This is a genomic window from Frigoribacterium sp. CFBP9030 (assembly GCF_034045195.1).
Classification (GTDB): domain Bacteria; phylum Actinomycetota; class Actinomycetes; order Actinomycetales; family Microbacteriaceae; genus Frigoribacterium.
In genome coordinates this window covers 59,250-76,167 of sequence record NZ_JAXCWG010000008.1, presented here as the reverse complement: position 1 = coordinate 76,167, position 16,918 = coordinate 59,250, and the positions used below count along the sequence as shown (strand labels likewise).

Annotated in this window: 17 protein-coding genes; 11 read left to right on the top strand and 6 right to left on the bottom strand. The window is 69.2% G+C overall.

Annotated elements, in window-relative coordinates; all coding sequences use genetic code 11:
- Positions 1-39: 39 nt before the first annotated feature.
- From SOM13_RS10400 to SOM13_RS10385, 4 genes are all read right to left on the bottom strand, one after another.
- Positions 40-1,230, bottom strand: coding sequence for a calcium:proton antiporter (locus SOM13_RS10400; protein ID WP_320479671.1), 1,191 nt, complete (start codon positions 1,228-1,230; stop codon positions 40-42).
- Positions 1,231-1,348: 118 nt separating this feature from the next.
- Complete coding sequence (locus SOM13_RS10395) at positions 1,349-1,666, bottom strand: DMT family transporter (RefSeq protein WP_320478240.1); 318 nt, start codon at positions 1,664-1,666, stop codon at positions 1,349-1,351.
- Positions 1,666-2,019: a DMT family transporter gene (locus SOM13_RS10390; protein ID WP_192061443.1), complete on the bottom strand. Its 354-nt coding sequence runs from the start codon at positions 2,017-2,019 to the stop codon at positions 1,666-1,668. The genes SOM13_RS10395 and SOM13_RS10390 overlap by 1 nt, the downstream gene beginning before the upstream one ends.
- On the bottom strand, positions 2,016-2,645 hold the full coding sequence (locus SOM13_RS10385; protein WP_320479670.1) for an XRE family transcriptional regulator: 630 nt from the start codon (positions 2,643-2,645) through the stop codon (positions 2,016-2,018). Before SOM13_RS10385 ends, SOM13_RS10390 begins: the two co-directional genes overlap by 4 nt.
- A gap of 195 nt (positions 2,646-2,840) precedes the next feature.
- Between SOM13_RS10385 and SOM13_RS10380 the strand changes: the two genes are divergently transcribed.
- The 11 genes from SOM13_RS10380 (at position 2,841) to SOM13_RS10330 (ending at position 15,258) form a co-directional block, all read left to right on the top strand.
- On the top strand, positions 2,841-4,289 hold the full coding sequence (locus SOM13_RS10380) for a sugar porter family MFS transporter (protein ID WP_320479669.1): 1,449 nt from the start codon (positions 2,841-2,843) through the stop codon (positions 4,287-4,289).
- Entirely contained in the window at positions 4,286-5,245 is a 960-nt protein-coding gene (gene iolC / locus SOM13_RS10375; RefSeq protein ID WP_320479668.1) for a 5-dehydro-2-deoxygluconokinase, read from the top strand. Before SOM13_RS10380 ends, iolC begins: the two co-directional genes overlap by 4 nt.
- Positions 5,238-6,161, top strand: coding sequence for a Cgl0159 family (beta/alpha)8-fold protein (locus SOM13_RS10370; RefSeq protein WP_320479667.1), 924 nt, complete (start codon positions 5,238-5,240; stop codon positions 6,159-6,161). The genes iolC and SOM13_RS10370 overlap by 8 nt, the downstream gene beginning before the upstream one ends.
- Positions 6,158-7,666, top strand: a complete 1,509-nt coding sequence (locus tag SOM13_RS10365) for a CoA-acylating methylmalonate-semialdehyde dehydrogenase (RefSeq protein WP_320479666.1) — start codon at positions 6,158-6,160, stop codon at positions 7,664-7,666. The genes SOM13_RS10370 and SOM13_RS10365 overlap by 4 nt, the downstream gene beginning before the upstream one ends.
- Before the next feature lie 75 nt (positions 7,667-7,741).
- Complete coding sequence (gene iolB, locus SOM13_RS10360) at positions 7,742-8,665, top strand: 5-deoxy-glucuronate isomerase (protein ID WP_320479665.1); 924 nt, start codon at positions 7,742-7,744, stop codon at positions 8,663-8,665.
- Positions 8,662-10,560, top strand: a complete 1,899-nt coding sequence (gene iolD, locus SOM13_RS10355) for a 3D-(3,5/4)-trihydroxycyclohexane-1,2-dione acylhydrolase (decyclizing) (protein ID WP_320479664.1) — start codon at positions 8,662-8,664, stop codon at positions 10,558-10,560. Before iolB ends, iolD begins: the two co-directional genes overlap by 4 nt.
- 52 nt (positions 10,561-10,612) lie before the next feature.
- Positions 10,613-11,581, top strand: a complete 969-nt coding sequence (locus tag SOM13_RS10350) for a sugar phosphate isomerase/epimerase (protein ID WP_320479663.1) — start codon at positions 10,613-10,615, stop codon at positions 11,579-11,581.
- Positions 11,582-11,619: 38 nt separating this feature from the next.
- Positions 11,620-12,669 carry a Gfo/Idh/MocA family oxidoreductase gene (locus tag SOM13_RS10345; protein WP_320479702.1) on the top strand — a complete coding sequence of 350 codons (1,050 nt, stop codon included), beginning with the start codon at positions 11,620-11,622 and terminating at the stop codon, positions 12,667-12,669.
- Between the two features lie 3 nt (positions 12,670-12,672).
- The gene (locus SOM13_RS10340; RefSeq protein WP_320479662.1) at positions 12,673-13,554 is read left to right on the top strand and encodes a sugar phosphate isomerase/epimerase family protein; all 882 of its coding nucleotides are present in this window, start codon (positions 12,673-12,675) and stop codon (positions 13,552-13,554) included.
- A 45-nt stretch (positions 13,555-13,599) separates the two neighbouring features.
- Positions 13,600-14,706 carry a transaldolase family protein gene (locus SOM13_RS10335; protein WP_320479661.1) on the top strand — a complete coding sequence of 369 codons (1,107 nt, stop codon included), beginning with the start codon at positions 13,600-13,602 and terminating at the stop codon, positions 14,704-14,706.
- 132 nt (positions 14,707-14,838) lie between these two features.
- Positions 14,839-15,258, top strand: a complete 420-nt coding sequence (locus tag SOM13_RS10330) for a tautomerase family protein (protein ID WP_320478228.1) — start codon at positions 14,839-14,841, stop codon at positions 15,256-15,258.
- Positions 15,259-15,314: 56 nt separating this feature from the next.
- Here the strand turns inward: SOM13_RS10330 and SOM13_RS10325 are convergent, their stop codons facing one another.
- Positions 15,315-16,070 carry a GntR family transcriptional regulator gene (locus tag SOM13_RS10325; RefSeq protein WP_320479660.1) on the bottom strand — a complete coding sequence of 252 codons (756 nt, stop codon included), beginning with the start codon at positions 16,068-16,070 and terminating at the stop codon, positions 15,315-15,317.
- Positions 16,071-16,266: 196 nt separating this feature from the next.
- A complete protein-coding gene (locus SOM13_RS10320) occupies positions 16,267-16,911 on the bottom strand; it encodes a hypothetical protein (protein WP_320479701.1) in 645 nt (214 codons plus the stop codon).
- Positions 16,912-16,918: the final 7 nt, after the last annotated feature.

Sequence of the window (16,918 nt, the reverse complement as noted above, 5' to 3'; positions counted from 1 at the left end):
GCGGCAGGGCACCCCCAGTTGGGGAACGACCCGTCCTGGTCACGGGGAGAAGATCAGCAGGGCGAACACGCCGAACAGGACGAGGTGGGCGAGCCCGTGCAGCGCGTTGGTGCGCTTCGACGTGAAGGTGACGATGCTCAACGCGAGCGTCGCCGCGATGAGGACCGTGTTCGCGGCCGACTCGCCGAGAACGACCGTCTCGCCGGTGATCAGGCCGATGACGAGCACCGCGGGGAGGGTCAGGCCGACGGTGGAGACGAAGGCGCCGAGCCCCAGGTTGATGGTCCGCTGGGTCTCGTTGCCCAGGGAGGCGCGGATCGCCGTCACAGCCTCGGGAGTGAAGACGATGAGGGCGATCAGGACGCCGCTCAGGGTCGCGGGGGCGCCGAGGAGGGCGATCCCGACGTCGAGCAGGGTGGCCAGATCGTGCGAGAGCAGCACGATGGGGAGGACGGTGACGACGAGCAGAGCCGAGTGGGTGATGACGATGGATCTGCTCGGATGGGCCGCGGACTCGTTCCCCGTGCCGCCCGTCGTCGCCTCCGACATCGTCGCCGCTGTGGGGGAGGGCTGCGTGAACAGCTCGCGGTTCTTCGTGGTCTGCAGGCCGAGGAAGATCGCGTAGGCGGCGGCCGCCAGGACGGCGACGCCGACCGCCTGCACGTCCGAGAACGACCCGGCGGCGGCCGAGGTGGTGGCATTCGGCAGGACGAGCGCGAGCAGCGTGAAGACGACGATCATGCCGAGGTACTGCGACGTGCCCTCCCGGTTGTAGCGCTGGGGGCCGTGCCGCAGTCCGCCCACCAGGAGGGCGGCACCCAGCACGCCGTTGATGATGATCATCATCACGGCGAAGAGGGAGTCGCGGGCGATGGTCGTCGACTCACCCGGGCCGAGCATGACCGAGGCGATCAGGATGACCTCGATGATCACGATCGACAGGGTCAGGATCAGGGTGCCGAAGGGCTCTCCGAGGGCTCTCGCCAGATGCTCGGCCTCGTGGACGACGCGGAACGCCGCGACCACGATCGCCGCGAGGATCACGACGAACGACACCGCGGCCACCGGGGGAGCGACGGGGTCGCGGAGCAGACCCGGTCCGACGATGACGGAGGCGGCGACGACCAGCCACACGGCGATCAGCGGCACGAGGGTCGAGGGGGCGAGGACGACGCCGAGGGGCGTCGCCGGTGCCTCTGTCGAGGGGTGTGGACGAGTCGTGTGGGGCATGGTCACCTCCGCGAGGTCGTCCCCGAGAGCTGCCGACCCGCGGAGGTCGTCCCCCGGGGTGCATCGATCAGCCGACGATACCAGCGCCGCCCGAGCATCCCCGGTGCAGAACGCACGATCAGTGGCTGGCGCCGAGTTCGATGAGGAGCACGCCGCCGACGATGATGACGATGCCGAGGCTCATCAGCCAGGTCAGCGGCTCCTCGAACAGGAACCTCGAGATGATCGCGGTGACGGCGACCCCTGCCGCGGCCCAGATGCCGTAGGCGACTCCGAGGGGGATGCCGCCGGCGAGGGCGAGGGCGAGCATGGAGAAGGCGACGACGTAGCCGGCGGCGACGCCGCCGTACCAGCGCCTGTCGTCGATGGCGAGGCGGAGGGACGTCGTCCCGGCGACCTCGAAGGCGATGGCGAGGAGGAGGAACAGGTAGGCCATCAGTCGGTCTCCGGCTTCTTCGCAGCCTGGGCGCCGAGCTCGACGCAGAGGACGCCGACGATGACGACGACGATGCCGATGCCCATCAGGAGGGTGATCGGCTCGCCGAAGAACAGACTCGATGCGACCGCCGTCAGGGCGACGCCGCTGGCACCCCAGATGCCGTAGGCGACCCCGAGGGCCATCCCGGTGCGGAGCACCAGGGCCAGGAGGATGAACGCGGCGAGGTAGCCCACGGCGACCACGGCGTAGAAGGCGGGCTGCTCGAGGGCGGCTTTGAGCGACAGCGACGCGGTCACCTCGGACAGGATCGCCGCCGCGAGGAGCAGCCAGCCCTTCGTGGTCTCGTTCATGAGTCGGTCCCTTCGTCGATCGGGTGCGGAGCGATGTCACGGAGGGGCGCGGTGCCGACGTCCGGTTCGAAGACGGCGAGGGTGAACGCGGCCCGCTCGGTGGTCGTGTTCGCGTACGAGTGGGGCTGGTCGCCGTCGAAGGCGCAGGTGTCGCGGGTGCCGAGCGTGGTGCTGGCGGGGCCCGTCCTCAGGGTCACCGTGCCGGCGGTCACGTGCAGGATCTCCCTCGTGCCCGGTGCGTGGGGGAGGCTGTCGTGCTCGTCGCCCGGCTCGAGGCTCCACTGCCAGAGCTCGAGGACGTCCGGCGACGGCGTCCCTGCCAGCAGCACCCCCGATCCGCCTCCGGGGCTGCGCCAGAGGGTCGTCCCCTCGCCGTCGCGGGTGAGGGCCGCGGGCACGCCCTCCCGCTCGGCGACCAGGGTGGGCAGTCCGATCCCGAGCGCGTCGCTCAGCAGCAGCAGCGTCGTCACGCTCGGGTTCGTGTCGCCCTTCTCGACCTTGACGACCATCCGCCGGCTGACCCCGGATCGCTCCGCCATCTGGTCGAGCGTCCACCCGTTCGCCTGGCGCGACGCCCGGACGCGTCCGCCGATCAGTGCCGCGAGGTCGCCCATTCCGTTCACCATAGAGTGCACCGTAGTGCACTACCGTGGGCGCGAGGCGAAGACGGCCTCGAGCTCAGCAACTCGTCGTCGTCCATGATCAGATCATTTGACTGATTGACAGGACATGAGAACATGATTAGCCTCATCCTGTCGCCGGCATCAGGGTGGCACCCCGCGGCAGAGCGGGGAGCAGTCACCACAACCAATGGAGGAATCGTGGTCACGAACGCATCCGGAGGCTCTCCCCGAAGAGCGCTTCCCGCCCTGGTCTCAGGGCCTCACACCAGACGACTCGGCACCGTCGCGGTCATCGCGACGTTCGGCGGGCTGCTCTTCGGCTACGACACCGGTGTCATCAACGGCGCCCTCGACTCCATGGAGGAGAGCCTCGGGCTCACGCCCGCCAGCGAAGGCGTCATGGTGTCGGCGATCCTCATCGGAGCCGCCGTCGGCGCGTTCTTCATCGGACGCATCTCGGACGCCTTCGGCCGGAAGCCCACCATCAACACCCTGGCGATCCTGTTCTTCTTCGCCGCTCTCGCGTGCGTCCTCGCCCCCACCTGGGAGTTCCTCACCGGGGCTCGGTTCTTCCTCGGGATCGCGGTCGGCGGCGCCTCCGTCACGGTCCCCGTCTTCCTCGCCGAGCTCGCCCCGACGGAGCAGCGCGGCGGTCTCGTCAGTCGCAACGAGCTCATGATCGTCTCGGGCCAGCTCGCCGCGTTCACGATCAACGCCGTCATCGGCAGCATCTGGGGTGAGCACGACGACGTCTGGCGATACATGCTCTCCGTCGCCGTGCTCCCCGCCATCGCACTCTTCATCGGCATGTTCCGTGTGCCCGAGAGCCCGCGCTGGCTCATCGCGAAGGGCCGCGACGACGACGCCCTCGCAGTCCTCAAGCAGATCCGCGCCGACGACCGCGCCGTGGCCGAGATGGCCGAGGTCCGCGAACTCGCTGAAGAGGAGAAGGAGGCGAAGAGCGCCCGCCTCGCCGATCTCGTCGCCGAGCCATGGCTCCGCAAGATCCTGCTCATCGGGATCGGCCTCGCCGTCACCCAGCAGCTCACCGGCATCAACTCGATCATGTACTACGGCACTCAGGTGCTGCAGCAGTCGGGCTTCTCGCAGAGCGGCGCCCTGATCGCCAACGTCGGCGCCGGTGTGATCGCGGTCGTCGCCATGCTCGTCGCCCTCCGAGTCATCAACAGGGTCGGCCGACGCAACATGCTCATGTTCGGCTTCGCCGGCGTCGCGATCTTCCACCTGCTCATCGGCCTGTCGTCCCTCCTGATCCCCGAGGGCCTCGGCCGTGCGATCGTCGTCCTGATCTTCGTCATCTGCTTCGTCGGCACCATGCAGGGCACCATCGGGCCGCTCGTGTGGCTCATGCTCAGCGAGATCTTCCCCCTGAAGCTCCGCGGAGTCGGGATGGGCCTCACCGTGCTGATCCTGTGGCTCACGAACTTCGCCGTCAGCCTGCTCTTCCCGATCCTGGTCGCCGGCATCGGCATCTCGACGACGTTCTTCATCTTCGCGGTGCTGAACACCGCCTCCTTCGTCTTCGCCGCGACACGCGTCCCCGAGACCAACGGCCGCTCGCTCGAGCAGCTCGAGGAGGACTTCAGCACAGGGGCCATCTACATCGTGAAAGAAGGCAGGAAGTGACCGACAGCAGCTCTCTCGAGGTCCTCACGATGGGTCGTGTCGGCGTCGACATCTACCCTCAGCAGTCCGGGGTCCCGCTCGAAGAGGTCGACACGTTCAGCAAGTCCGTCGGCGGCAGCGCCACCAACGTCGCCATCGCCGCCGCTCGTCATGGGCGTCGCTCCGCCGTCCTCACCCGCACCGGCGACGACCCCTTCGGTCGCTACGTCGTCCGTGAGCTCGAACGACTCGGCGTCTCCACCCGGCTCATCTCGACGGTCGACGGTCTGAACACGCCCGTGACCTTCTGCGAGATCTTCCCGCCCGACGACTTCCCGCTGTACTTCTATCGGCAGCCCAAAGCCCCCGACCTGATGATCACGGCCGGCGGTCTCGACCACGCGGCTATCGAGCAGGCGAGCGTCTTCTGGGCCACCGTGACGGGTCTCAGCGAAGAGCCCAGCAGGCAGGCGCACCATATCGCGTGGCAGACCCGTGACCGCCGCCCGCTGACCATCCTCGACCTCGACTACCGGCCCATGTTCTGGAGCAGCCCCGAGGTGGCGACCCGCGAGGTGGGTCGGGCGCTCGAGCACGTGACCGTCGCCGTCGGCAATCGCGAGGAGTGCGAGATCGCGGTCGGCGAGACCGAACCCGAACGCGCTGCGGACGCCCTCCTCGATCGAGGCGTCGAGATCGCCATCGTCAAGCAGGGGCCGAAGGGCGTCCTCGCCAAGACGCGAGACGAACGCATCGAGGTGCCCGCGCATCGCGTCCAGGTCATCAACGGCCTCGGGTCCGGCGACGGCTTCGGAGGGGCGCTCTGCCACGGTCTGCTCTCCGGCTGGTCGCTCGAACGCACCCTGAGGTTCGCCAACGCCGCCGGGGGCATCGTGGCCACGCGCTTCGAGTGCTCCACCGCCATGCCGACCACCGACGAGGTGGAGGCAGTCCTCCAGGAGGCGCACCATGTCTGATCCCATCGCACCCACCGTCGACTTCGAGCGACTCCGGAGCATCCGCGCCGCCGCCCCGCACCGGATCGCCGAACTCCTCGCATCGAGAACGCGGCCCGCACCGCTGGCGGCCGACGGGCGCCTGTTCATCATCGCCGCCGATCACCCCGCCCGGGGCGCCCTCGGAGTGCGGGACGACGCCACCGCCATGGCCGATCGTTACGACCTCCTCCGGCGACTGGTCGTCGCCCTCGACCGACCCGGCGTCGACGGGGTGCTCGGCACCCCCGACATCCTCGAAGACCTGGCGCTGCTCGGAGCACTCGACGGCAAGGTCGTCGTCGGCAGCATGAACCGCGGCGGACTCCAGGGCGCCTCGTTCGAGATGGACGACAGATTCACCGCCTACTCGGCCTCGTCCATCACGGAGTCGAACCTGGACTTCGCCAAGCTGCTCGTCCGCATCAACCTCGACGACGCCGGCACCGCAGCGACCCTCGACGCGACGGCGCGCGCGGTGACCGAGTCGGCAAGGCTGCGCCTGCCGATCATGCTCGAACCGTTCATGAGCAGCTGGGTCGACGGGCGGGTGAAGAACGACCTCACCGCCGACGCCGTCATCAAGTCGGTGGCGATCGCCTCAGGGCTCGGAGAGTCGTCCGCCTACAGCTGGCTGAAGCTCCCCGTGGTCGACGACATGGAGCGCGTCATGGCGGCCACGACCCTCCCCACGCTGCTCCTCGGCGGAGACCCCGGCGGAGACCCGGCCGACACCTACCGTCGCTGGGCCGAGGCGCTCGCCCTCCCCGGCGTCCGAGGTCTCGTCGTCGGACGAACCCTCCTCTACCCGGGCGACGACGACGTCGCCGCCGCCGTGGACCTCGCAGCAGGCCTGGTCCACACGCCCGCCCACACGAACGGATCGACAGAACGATGACCTCCACGCCCACGGACCTCCCTCTCGTCGCGCACTGGATCGATAACGCCGAAGCACCCGGCGCCGGCGGACGCACCGCGCCCGTCTACGACCCGGCTCTCGGCCGCGTCACGAAGAACGTGTCGCTCGCCGACCGGTCCGAGATCGACGCCGCCGTCGCCTCCGCCGCCAAGGCCTTCCCCGCCTGGCGCGACCTCTCGATCACGAAGCGGCAGCAGATCATGTTCCGATTCCGCGAGCTGCTCAACGAGCGGAAGGGCGAACTCGCCGAGATCCTCACGAGCGAGCACGGCAAGGTCCTCTCCGACGCTCTCGGCGAGATCACCCGTGGCCTCGAGGTGGTCGAACTCGCGACCGGGTTCCCGCACCTGATCAAGGGCGAGTTCTCCCAGCAGGTCTCGACCGGTGTCGACGTGTACTCGACGAAGGCTCCGCTCGGCGTCGTCGGGATCATCAGCCCGTTCAACTTCCCGGCGATGGTGCCGATGTGGTTCTTCCCGATCGCCATCGCGGTCGGCAACACCGTCGTGTTGAAGCCGTCCGAGAAAGACCCGTCGAGTGCGATGTTCCTCGCCCGCCTCTTCGCCGAGGCCGGCCTGCCCGAGGGTGTGTTCAACGTCCTCCACGGCGACAAGAAGGCCGTCGACGGTCTGCTCGAGCACCCCGAGGTGAAGAGCATCTCGTTCGTCGGGTCGACGCCGATCGCGCAGTACATCTACGAGACCGCTGCGAAGCACGGCAAGCGCGTCCAGGCTCTCGGCGGTGCGAAGAACCACATGCTCGTGCTGCCCGACGCCGATCTCGACCTCGTGGCCGACAGCGCGATCAACGCGGGGTTCGGTTCGGCGGGCGAGCGCTGCATGGCGATCAGCGTCGTCGTCGCGGTCGAGCCAGTGGCGGACGAGCTGATCGAGAAGATCACGTCGCGCATGTCCGGCCTCACCGTCGGCGACGGGCGTCGCAGCTGCGACATGGGCCCGCTCGTCACCGAGCAGCACCGCGACAAGGTCGCCGGCTACATCGACATCGCTATCGAAGACGGTGCCGACGTCGTCGTCGACGGCCGCGGCATCGAGGTCGACGGCGAGGCCGATGGCTTCTGGCTCGGCCCGACGCTGATCGACCGGGTGCCGCTGACGAGCCGGGTCTACACGGAGGAGATCTTCGGCCCGGTCCTCTCGGTGGTGAGGGTCGCCTCCTACGAAGAGGGGGTCGCCCTGATCAACGCCGGCGCGTACGGCAACGGCACCGCCATCTTCACCAACGACGGAGGCGCGGCGCGGCGATTCCAGGCCGAGATCGAGGTCGGCATGATCGGCATCAACGTGCCCATCCCCGTGCCCGTCGCCTACTACTCGTTCGGCGGCTTCAAAGACTCCATCTTCGGGTCCGACAAGGCGTACGGCATGCAGGGGTTCGAGTTCTTCACACGCGAGAAGGCGATCACATCACGGTGGCTCGACCCGAGCCACGGCGGGGTGGACCTGGGATTCCCCCAGAACTGACCCGACGGAGGATCTCTCCCCAGGCTGCAGGCTCGCGACCACGGTGTCGCGGCACTCGATGATGAGGTGGACGACATGGACGACGACACACGCTGGTTCTTCCCCCGCGGCGACCTCGCCCGCCACGACTGGCAGACGGTGGTCGATGGCGAGGTCGACGGCTGGCAGCACACCGGGCTGAGGGTCGGCGAGCTGGCCGGCACCGGGGCGCGGCTGCCCGCGGTCGGCGTCGAGCGGATGATCGTGCCGCTGTGCGGCGACGTCGTGGTCGAGTGGAGCGATGCCCGCGGCGGCTCGGGCACCGTCGAGCTGGCGGGTCGCTCCTCCGTCTTCGAAGGCCCCGCCGACGTCGTCTACCTCGGCATCGACACGGAGGCGCGCCTCACCGGCGAAGGCCGGGTCGCGGTCGCCGAGGCCCCCGCCGACCAGGTGCTCGACGTGCAGGTGCTGCGAGCCGCCGACATCCCGGTCGAGATCCGAGGGTCGGGCCGCTCCACCCGCCAGGTGCACAACTTCGGCACGCCGGCGGGCCTCCACGCGCAGAAGCTCATCGTCTGCGAGGTCGTGACCCCGGCCGAGAACTGGTCGTCGTACCCCGCCCACAAGCACGACGAGTCCATCCCCGGCGTCGAGTCCCGACTCGAGGAGATCTACTACTTCGAGTCGGCCGTCAGCCGCGGTCTCGACGCCCCCGAGCAGGCCGACCCCTTCGGCCTGTTCGCCACCTACAGCTCACCGGCGGGGCGGATCGACGTGAACCACTTCGTCCGCACGGGCGACGTCGCCCTGGTCCCCTTCGGCTATCACGGCCCGGCCGTCGCGGCTCCGGGCTACGACCTCTACTACCTGAACGTCATGGCAGGCCCGGATCCCGAGCGTGCCTGGCTCATCACCGACGACCCGGCACACGGCTGGGTCCGCACGCAGTGGGAGTCGCAGGCTCCTGACCCCCGACTGCCCTACCTCCCCGCAGCAGCACCGAAAGGACCACGTCGATGACGACGAGACGACTCACCGTCGGCCAGGCTCTGGTCGAGTTCCTCGCGAACCAGTGGACGATCGACGGAGACGTGCGCGAGCGCACGATCCCCGGCATGTTCGGCATCTTCGGCCACGGCAACGTCGCCGGCGTCGGCCAGGCCCTGAAGCAGTACCACGTCGACCGGCCCGGCCTCATGCCCTACCTGCAGGCGCGCAACGAGCAGGCGATGGTCCACGAGGCCGTCGGGTACGCCCGGATGCACCGGCGGCGCGCCACCTACGCGAGCACCGCCTCCGTCGGTCCTGGCGCGGCCAACATGCTCACGGCCGCCGCACTGGCGACGACCAACCGCCTCCCTGCGCTCCTGCTGCCGAGCGACACCTTCGCGACCCGGGTCAGCGACCCCGTGCTGCAGCAGATCGAGCTGCCGCACGACACCTCTCTGCAGGTGACCGACGCGTTCCGGCCGCTGTCGCGGTTCTTCGACCGGGTCGATCGACCCGAGCAGCTGTTCTCGATCGCTCTCGCCGCCCTGCGCGTGCTCACCGACCCGGCCGAGACCGGAGCCGTCACGATCGCCCTGCCCGAAGACGTGCAGGCCGAGTGGGTCGACGTGCCCGAGGAGTTCCTGCAGCCGCGCGAGTGGCACATCCGACGGCCCGTCCCCGAACGCGGGCCGCTCGAGCGGGCGATCGCGGCGATCCGTTCGGCGGAGCGGCCGGTGATCGTCGCCGGCGGGGGAGTCCTCTACTCAGGGGCGGAACAGCGTCTCGACGAGTTCGCCCGCGCCACGGGCATCCCCGTGGGCACCACGCAGGCCGGTGGCGGCTCCCTCACCTGGGATCACCCGCAGTACCTCGGCGGCATCGGGGCCACCGGCACCACGGCCGCTAACCGCATCGCGGCCGACGCCGACCTCGTCATCGGCATCGGCACCCGGTACAGCGACTTCACCACCGCCTCCCGAACCGCCTTCCAACACGCCGACGTCCGATTCGTGAACATCAACATCGCCTCGTTCGACGCCTACAAGCACGGCTCGCAGCTACCCGTCGTAGCCGACGCGCGCGAGGCCCTCGACGCACTCCTCGAGGCCCTCGCCGGGCACGCCGTTCCCGCCGAGCACGCCGCCCGCGTGGCGTCAGAGAAGACGGCATGGGATGCCCTCGTCGACGAGGCGTTCCTCCCGTCGGGGCTCGCCCTGCCCGGTCAGCCCGAGATCATCGGCGCCGTCCAGGCCGCCAGCGACCCCCGCGACGTCGTCGTCCAGGCGGCCGGGTCGCTGCCCGGCGACCTGCACAAGCTGTGGCGGGTCCGCGACCCGCTCGGCTACCACGTCGAGTACGCGTTCTCGTGCATGGGCTACGAGATCGCCGGTGGACTCGGCGTGAAGCGGGGCGCTCCCGATCGCGACGTCATCGTCATGGTCGGAGACGGCTCGTACCTGATGCTGCACACCGAGCTCGTGACGGCCGTGGCGGAGGGCATCAAGATCATCGTCGTCCTCATCCAGAACCACGGCTACGCCTCCATCGGGCATCTCTCCGAGAGCGTCGGCGCCGAGCGCTTCGGCACCCTGTACCGCCGACTGGACCCCGAGTCGCTCGACTTCCAGGGCACCGAGGTGCTCCCGGTCGATCTGGCCATGAACGCCCGCAGCTACGGGGTCGACGTGATCGAGGTGCAGCCGACCGAGAACGCCGTGGCCGACCTCTCCGCCGCCCTCGCCACGGCCAAGGCATCGTCGACGAGCACGCTCATCCACATCAACAGCGATCCGCTGGTCTACGCCCCCGACGGCGAAGGCTGGTGGGACGTCCCGGTCGCGCAGGTCTCGACCCTCGACAGCACCCGTGCCGCCCTCGTGGACTACCGCGACCACCAGGCCGGTCAGCGCCCCCTGCTGGGCTGACCCGCACCTCCACCTCGAACTCGACGACATCCTCTCGAAAGGCACCGCCGCCATGACCGACACCGTCACCGATCCCGACACCACGCCGTCCGCCGCCTCGACCGCCCCGGACGCGCCCGGACTCCGCATCGGCACCGCCCCCGACTCGTGGGGCGTCTGGTTCCCCGAGCACCCCAGCCAGATCCCGTGGCCGAGGTTCCTCGACGAGGTGCAGCACGCCGGCTACCGGTGGATCGAGCTCGGCCCCTACGGCTACCTGCCCACCGACCCTCACCAGCTCGAGGACGAACTCGGCAAGCGCGACCTGCTGCTGTCGGCCGGGACCGTCTTCACCGGGTTCCACAAAGGCGACGACCAGTGGCAGCGCGCGTGGGACCAAGCGCTCGCCGTCGCGGGGCTCGCCTCGCAGCTCGGCGCCGAGCACCTGGTCGTCATCCCCGACCTCTGGCGCAGCGACTCGACCACGGAGGTCCTCGAGGCCCGCACACTCACCGACGACCAGTGGGCCAAGCTCGGCGCCGGCCACGACAAGCTCGGCAAGGCGCTGCTTCAGGAGTTCGGGGTGAAGCAGCAGTTCCACACCCACGCCGACAGCCACGTCGGCACGTATCAGGAGACCGAGCGGTTCCTCGCCGAGACCGACGCGCGCTACACGAACCTCTGCCTCGACACCGGCCACTTCGCCTACTACGGCGGCGACAACGTGCGCCTCATCGAGGCCCACCCCGACCGCATCGGCTACCTGCACCTCAAGCAGGTCGACAGCGACCTCCGCTTCACCGTGCTGAAGAACGACGTGCCCTTCGGCGACGCCGTCGCTATGGGCGTGATGGTCGAGCCCCCGAAGGGCGTGCCCGAGCTGGCGCCCGTGCTCGAGGCGGTCAGCCGCATCGATCCCGACATCTTCGCCATCGTCGAGCAGGACATGTTCCCGGTCGCGTCGATCGACCTGCCCCTCGGCATCGCCACCCGCACCCGCGAGCACATCCTCAGCTGCTCGCCCCGCGCCCGCCTCGTCTGACGACACCCCTGTTCGAAGGAGAACCAGCCATGACCCCCATCACCCACGATCTCCGCGTCGCCGTCGTCGGCGCCGGCATGATGGGCGCCGACCACGTCGCCCGCATCGCCTCGACCATCAGCGGCGCCACGGTCGTCGCCGTCGTCGACCCCGACACCGCGCGAGCGACCGCAGCCGCCGCCCAGGCGCCCGGCGCCATCACCGCGGCCGACTTCGAGGAGGCGCTCGACGCGACAGAGATCGACGCCGTCATCATCGCGACCCCGGGCTTCCTTCACGAGGCCGTGCTGATGCCCGCCCTCGAGCGTGGTCTCGCGATCCTGTGCGAGAAGCCGCTCACCACCGACGAGGCCGCCTCCCTGCGCGTCCTCGAGGCCGAGCAGAAGCTCGACCGACCGCATATCCAGGTCGGATTCATGCGCCGCTTCGACCAGGGCTACCAAGACCTCCGGGCGCTCGTGGCCTCGGGCGAGCACGGCGCCCTGGTCGCGCTGCACTGCGCCCACCGGAACGCGACGACCCCGCCCAGCTACTCGGAAGAGATGCTGATCCTCGACTCCGTCATCCACGAGATCGACGCCGTGCCCTTCATCGCCGGCGAGCCGATCGTCGCCGTCGAGGTGAAGAAGCCGCGCCGCAACTCCCTCGCCCCCGACGGTCTCCGCGACCCGCAGTTCGTCCTCCTCGAGACGGTGTCGGGCACACTGGCCGTCGTCGAGATCAACGTCAACATCCAGTTCGGCTACCAGGTGACCACCGACGCCGTCTTCGAGAGCGGTGTGGCCTCGATCGGTCGCGAGACGGGCCTCCAGCTGACCAGCGCCGGTCGCGTCGGCGCGCCGGTCCCGCCGACGTTCAAGGAGCGCTTCGGCGCCGCCTACGACACGCAGGTGCAGCGCTGGGTCGACGCCGCCCGCCGGGGGACCATCGACGGGCCGAGCGCCTGGGACGGCTACCTGGCCAGCGTCGTCGCGACCGCGGGCGTCGAGGCCCAGCGGACGGGGCGCCGGGTCGAGGTCGACTACGCGATCGAGAGACCGACGTTCTACGACCTGCCCGCCGGTGCCGACGCCGCCATCGAGGCCTAGTCCGTGGTCAAGATCGCACTCGACCCTACGCCGTTGCACCACAGCCACTCCCTGCTCGAGATCCCGGCGAAGGTGGCCGAGCTGGGTTACGACCACCTCCAGCTCACGCCCCACCGGGACTTCATCCCGTTCTTCCGTCACCCGAAGGCCGACGACGACCTCGTCGACGCCTTCGCCGCCGCCTGCCGGGAGGCGCGGGTCGAGATCGCATCGGTGCTGCCGGTTCTCCGCTGGTCAGGCCCCGACGAGGAGTCCCGTCGGGCCGCCGTCAAGCAGTGGAAGCGCGTCATCGAGATCACCGCCCGCCTCGGCGTCGGCGTGATCAACACCGAGTTCAGCGGGCGCCCCGAGCTGCAGGAGGAGTCGGAGCGCCAGTTCTACTGGTCGATGGAGGAGCTGCTCCCGATCATCGAGCGGGAGGGCATCCAGGTCTACATCGATCCGCACCCCGACGACTTCGTCGAAGACGGACTCGAGGCTCTGCGCGTGATCCGAGGGCTCAACTCCTCGAACGTGGGTCTGGCCTACGTCGCCTGCCACACGTTCCACTACGGCGGCGACATGGCGGAGATCATGGCCGCCGCGGGGCCGACACTCGGGTTGGTCCACATCGCCGACACCTTCGACCACCGCCGGTCGCACGGTCTGCGCTACATCACGAACCCGCCCGGCACCGCGGCCCGGGTGCACCAGCACCTGAAGATCGGCGACGGAGACGTCGACTGGGACTCCTTCTTCGACGGTCTCGGGCAGCTCGGCTTCTTCGACCGCTCCGACACGATCGCCGTGTCCAGCGTCTTCGCCGAGGACGAAGACGTCGACGCCGTCAGCCGCTACCAGCGAGAGCAGATCCGGAACCGGATCATCGCCGCGTCCCGCGCCTGACCGCGCTCAGCCCAGCAAACCGACGACCCCTCCAGGAGGAGACCGATGACGACCGTCACCGAAGCCGCAGTCACACCCCTCGACGACCGCCCCCCTCTGCTCAGAGCAGCGCAGGACACCCCCACCAGCCTGTGGAACGACTCGGCCGATCCCGCCGAGCTGGCCGCCTCCATCGGATTCGGTGCGGTCGGTGCGACCTGCAATCCGGTCATCGCCTACACGGCCATCAAGAACGACCTGGGCACCTGGGTTCCCCGCCTCCGCCAGATCGCCGAGGAGCACCCCACCGCCGGCGAGTCCGAGATCGGCTGGCTCGCCGTCGAGCGGCTCAGCATCGAGGCGGCGGCACTGCTCGAAGGCGAGTTCGAGGCCTCGGGCGGTCGCAACGGTCGGCTGTCGATGCAGACCGATCCGCGCCTCCACCGAGACGCCGACGCGCTCGTCGAGCAGGCCGTGCACTTCTCGTCGTTGGCGAAGAACATCATCGTGAAGATCCCCGCCACGCGGGTCGGCATCGAGGCCATCGAGGAGGCGACCTATCGGGGTGTCAGCATCAACGCGACGGTCTCATTCACCGTCGCCCAGGCCGTCGCGGTGGGCACCGCCATCGAACGGGGTCTCGATCGCCGCACGGCCGAGGGGATCGAGAACCACGAGTTCGGATCGGTCGTCACGATCATGGGCGGGCGCCTCGACGACTGGCTGAAGGCCGTGGTCAAGCGCGACCACATCATGATCGACCCGGGGCACCTCGAATGGGCCGGTGTCTCTGCGCTGAAGAAGGCGCACCACGAGTTCGTCGCCCGGGGTTTCCGTTCGCGCATCCTGTCGGCGGCGTTCCGCAATCACCTGCAGTGGTCCGAGCTCGTCGGCGGAGACCTCGTCGTGTCGCCCCCGTTCGCGTGGCAGGTCGACATGAACGCGGCCGAGCTGCCTGCGGAAGACAGGATCGACGTCCCCGTCGACCCGCGCATCCTCGACTCGCTGGCCACGAAGCTGCCCGAGGAGTGGCACCGTGCCTACGACGTCGACGGCATGACGCTCGACGAGTTCGAGCGGTTCGGCGCCGTCGTCAGGACACTGCGGCAGTTCCTCGAGGCGGACGCCCAGCTCGACGCCCTCGTCCGCGACGTGCTCGTGCCCGCCGTGTGATCCGACGGCAAAGACGCGCAGGAGGCGCGGTGTCCGCATCAGGGCACCGCGCCTCCTGCTGTCCGGGCTGGTGCGATCCGTCGCTCTTTGTTAGTATGTAATGACATTTGCCCTGACGTTAGGACGACCACCATGCCCCTCGTTCGCATCGACCTGATGACCGGCCGGACACCCGAACAGATCACCTCGATCGCCGACGCGATCCACCAGGCGATCGTCGATGTCTACGGCATCCCCGTCCGTGACCGCTTCCAAGTCGTCAACGAGCTGCCCGCAGGGCGCATCATCGCCGAAGACGCCGGGCTGGGCTTCGAACGGACCCGCGGCGTCGTGATGATCCAGATCTTCACGCAACGGGGGCGGAGCGATGAGACGAAGCAGGCCCTCTATGCCCGCATCGCCGCGGGCCTCGACGCGGTCGGCGTCGCGGGGGAGGACGTTTTCATCGGCTACGTCGAGAACGGCCCGCAAGACTGGTCGTTCGGGTTCGGGGTCGCTCAGTACCTGAACGGCGAGTTGAGAGTGCCCGCCGCGGCGCCGACCCTCGGCTGACGGATCGTCTTGTCGACGAGCGTCACTCCTCGACGGGCGTCACCTGTCGAGGAGGGTCACTTGTCGACGAGGGTGATCGAGAACGAGTAGAGGTCGGGTCGGTAGCAGTGGTGCCCGACCTCCACGGCGCGACCAGAGGCGTCGTACGCGGTACGGGTCATCGTCAGCACGGCGCCCCGGGGCTCGATCTCGAGCAGGTGCGCTTCGTCGAAGTGGGCGGCGCGAGCGCCGATCTGCTGCTTGGCGACCCGCATGGTGACGCCGTGTGCTCGCAACAGCTGGTACAGGCCTCGGGTGCTGAGGTCGTCGTCGGAGAACTGCGCGAGATCGAGTGGGAGGAAGTTCTCCAGGATCGCGACGGGCACACCGTCGGCCAGACGGAGACGCCTCACGTTGCTCACCTGGTCTCCGACTCCTATGCCGAGCGCGAGGGCGGTCTTCTCATCGGCGGGGACGACGCCGTGCGCGAGAAGGCGTGTCGTGGGGGCCTGGCCGCTCTCGGTGAGATCCTCGAACAGGCTCGTCAGTTCGACGTTGCGCGTGACGGGGCCGTGCACCACCTGTGTGCCGATGCCTCGTCGACGGACGACGAGGCCCTTGTCGACGAGCTCCTGGATGGCCCGACGGATGGTCGGTCGAGAGAGTCCGAGTCTCTCGCCGAGACCGACCTCGTTCTCGAGTCGGGCCCCCGCGGGGAGTCGGCCGCTCAAGATGGAGGCTTCGAGACGCGTGGAGATCTGATACCAGAGCGGGACGGGCCCGTGCCGGTCGAGATCGGCGAAGAGGTCGGCTGGGAGCTGCGTATCAGTCACTCGCCACCTCGCCCCTCCGACATGTCTTGACAATAGTAGGCAGGAGCCGAGCCCGGTGGCTACTCGTGCGCCCGGGGTGCGGCGGGCGCAGAGGAGAAGCCCCCTCCCGCACGAGGTGCGAGAGGGGGCCCACCGGGAACACCGGCCCCGCCCGGGTGGGCGAGGCCGGCTGTCGTCACGGATTCACCAGAGGGTGTTATTCCGTGGCGACGGTGATCTTCGCGACGCCGACGAGCATCTCGTCCTGGACGGCGTCGGTGCTGAAGGTCTCGTTCAGCAGCGCGGCGGCGTCGGGGCTGATGTGCACGGTCGTGCCCTCGAGGACGGCGTTGGTGCCCTCCATCTGCAGGGGCTTCAGGGTGCCGCCCCAGAGGTTGAACAGGTAGGCGTCTTCGACGACGACCTCGCCGTTGGCGGACACGGTGCCGTAGAGCTTCGACTCGCCCGGGTCGATGCGGAAGTCGGTGAGCTCGACGGTGGTGTCACCGGCGGTCAGCGACAGGCCCGAGCCGTCGTGGTCGAGCTCGCCCTGGACGTAGGGACGCACGTCGGACGAGGGGTCGTAGTAGTCGACGTTGCCGCCGGTGATCGGGAACGCGAACGTGCCCGTGGCGCCGTCGAAGGTGCCGGTGCCGACCGGGGCCGGGGTCAGACCCAGCGAGGTGAGCGCGTCGACGAAGGACTGGTCGACGGTGACCTGGGTGTCGACGCCGTTGCTGAGGTCGGGGAGCGAGGCGACCGGGGTGGCCTCGGCGCTGGGCTCGGCCGATGCCGAAGCCGAGGTGGTCGACTCGGTGGAGCCGCTGTTGGAGTCCATCGAGCACGCGGCGAGCGAGAACACGAGGGCG

Bases quoted from the DNA above. Each gene is read 5' to 3' on its own strand.
- SOM13_RS10335 (WP_320479661.1), top strand. From the start codon at position 13,600: ATGACGACCGTCACCGAAGCCGCAGTCACACCCCTCGACGACCGCCCC.
- SOM13_RS10395 (WP_320478240.1), bottom strand. From the start codon at position 1,666: ATGGCCTACCTGTTCCTCCTCCTCGCCATCGCCTTCGAGGTCGCCGGG.
- SOM13_RS10365 (WP_320479666.1), top strand. From the start codon at position 6,158: ATGACCTCCACGCCCACGGACCTCCCTCTCGTCGCGCACTGGATCGAT.
- SOM13_RS10330 (WP_320478228.1), top strand. From the start codon at position 14,839: ATGCCCCTCGTTCGCATCGACCTGATGACCGGCCGGACACCCGAACAG.
- SOM13_RS10385 (WP_320479670.1), bottom strand. From the start codon at position 2,645: ATGGTGAACGGAATGGGCGACCTCGCGGCACTGATCGGCGGACGCGTC.
- iolD (WP_320479664.1), top strand. From the start codon at position 8,662: ATGACGACGAGACGACTCACCGTCGGCCAGGCTCTGGTCGAGTTCCTC.
- iolB (WP_320479665.1), top strand. From the start codon at position 7,742: ATGGACGACGACACACGCTGGTTCTTCCCCCGCGGCGACCTCGCCCGC.
- SOM13_RS10350 (WP_320479663.1), top strand. From the start codon at position 10,613: ATGACCGACACCGTCACCGATCCCGACACCACGCCGTCCGCCGCCTCG.
- SOM13_RS10390 (WP_192061443.1), bottom strand. From the start codon at position 2,019: ATGAACGAGACCACGAAGGGCTGGCTGCTCCTCGCGGCGGCGATCCTG.
- SOM13_RS10370 (WP_320479667.1), top strand. From the start codon at position 5,238: ATGTCTGATCCCATCGCACCCACCGTCGACTTCGAGCGACTCCGGAGC.
- SOM13_RS10400 (WP_320479671.1), bottom strand. From the start codon at position 1,230: ATGCCCCACACGACTCGTCCACACCCCTCGACAGAGGCACCGGCGACG.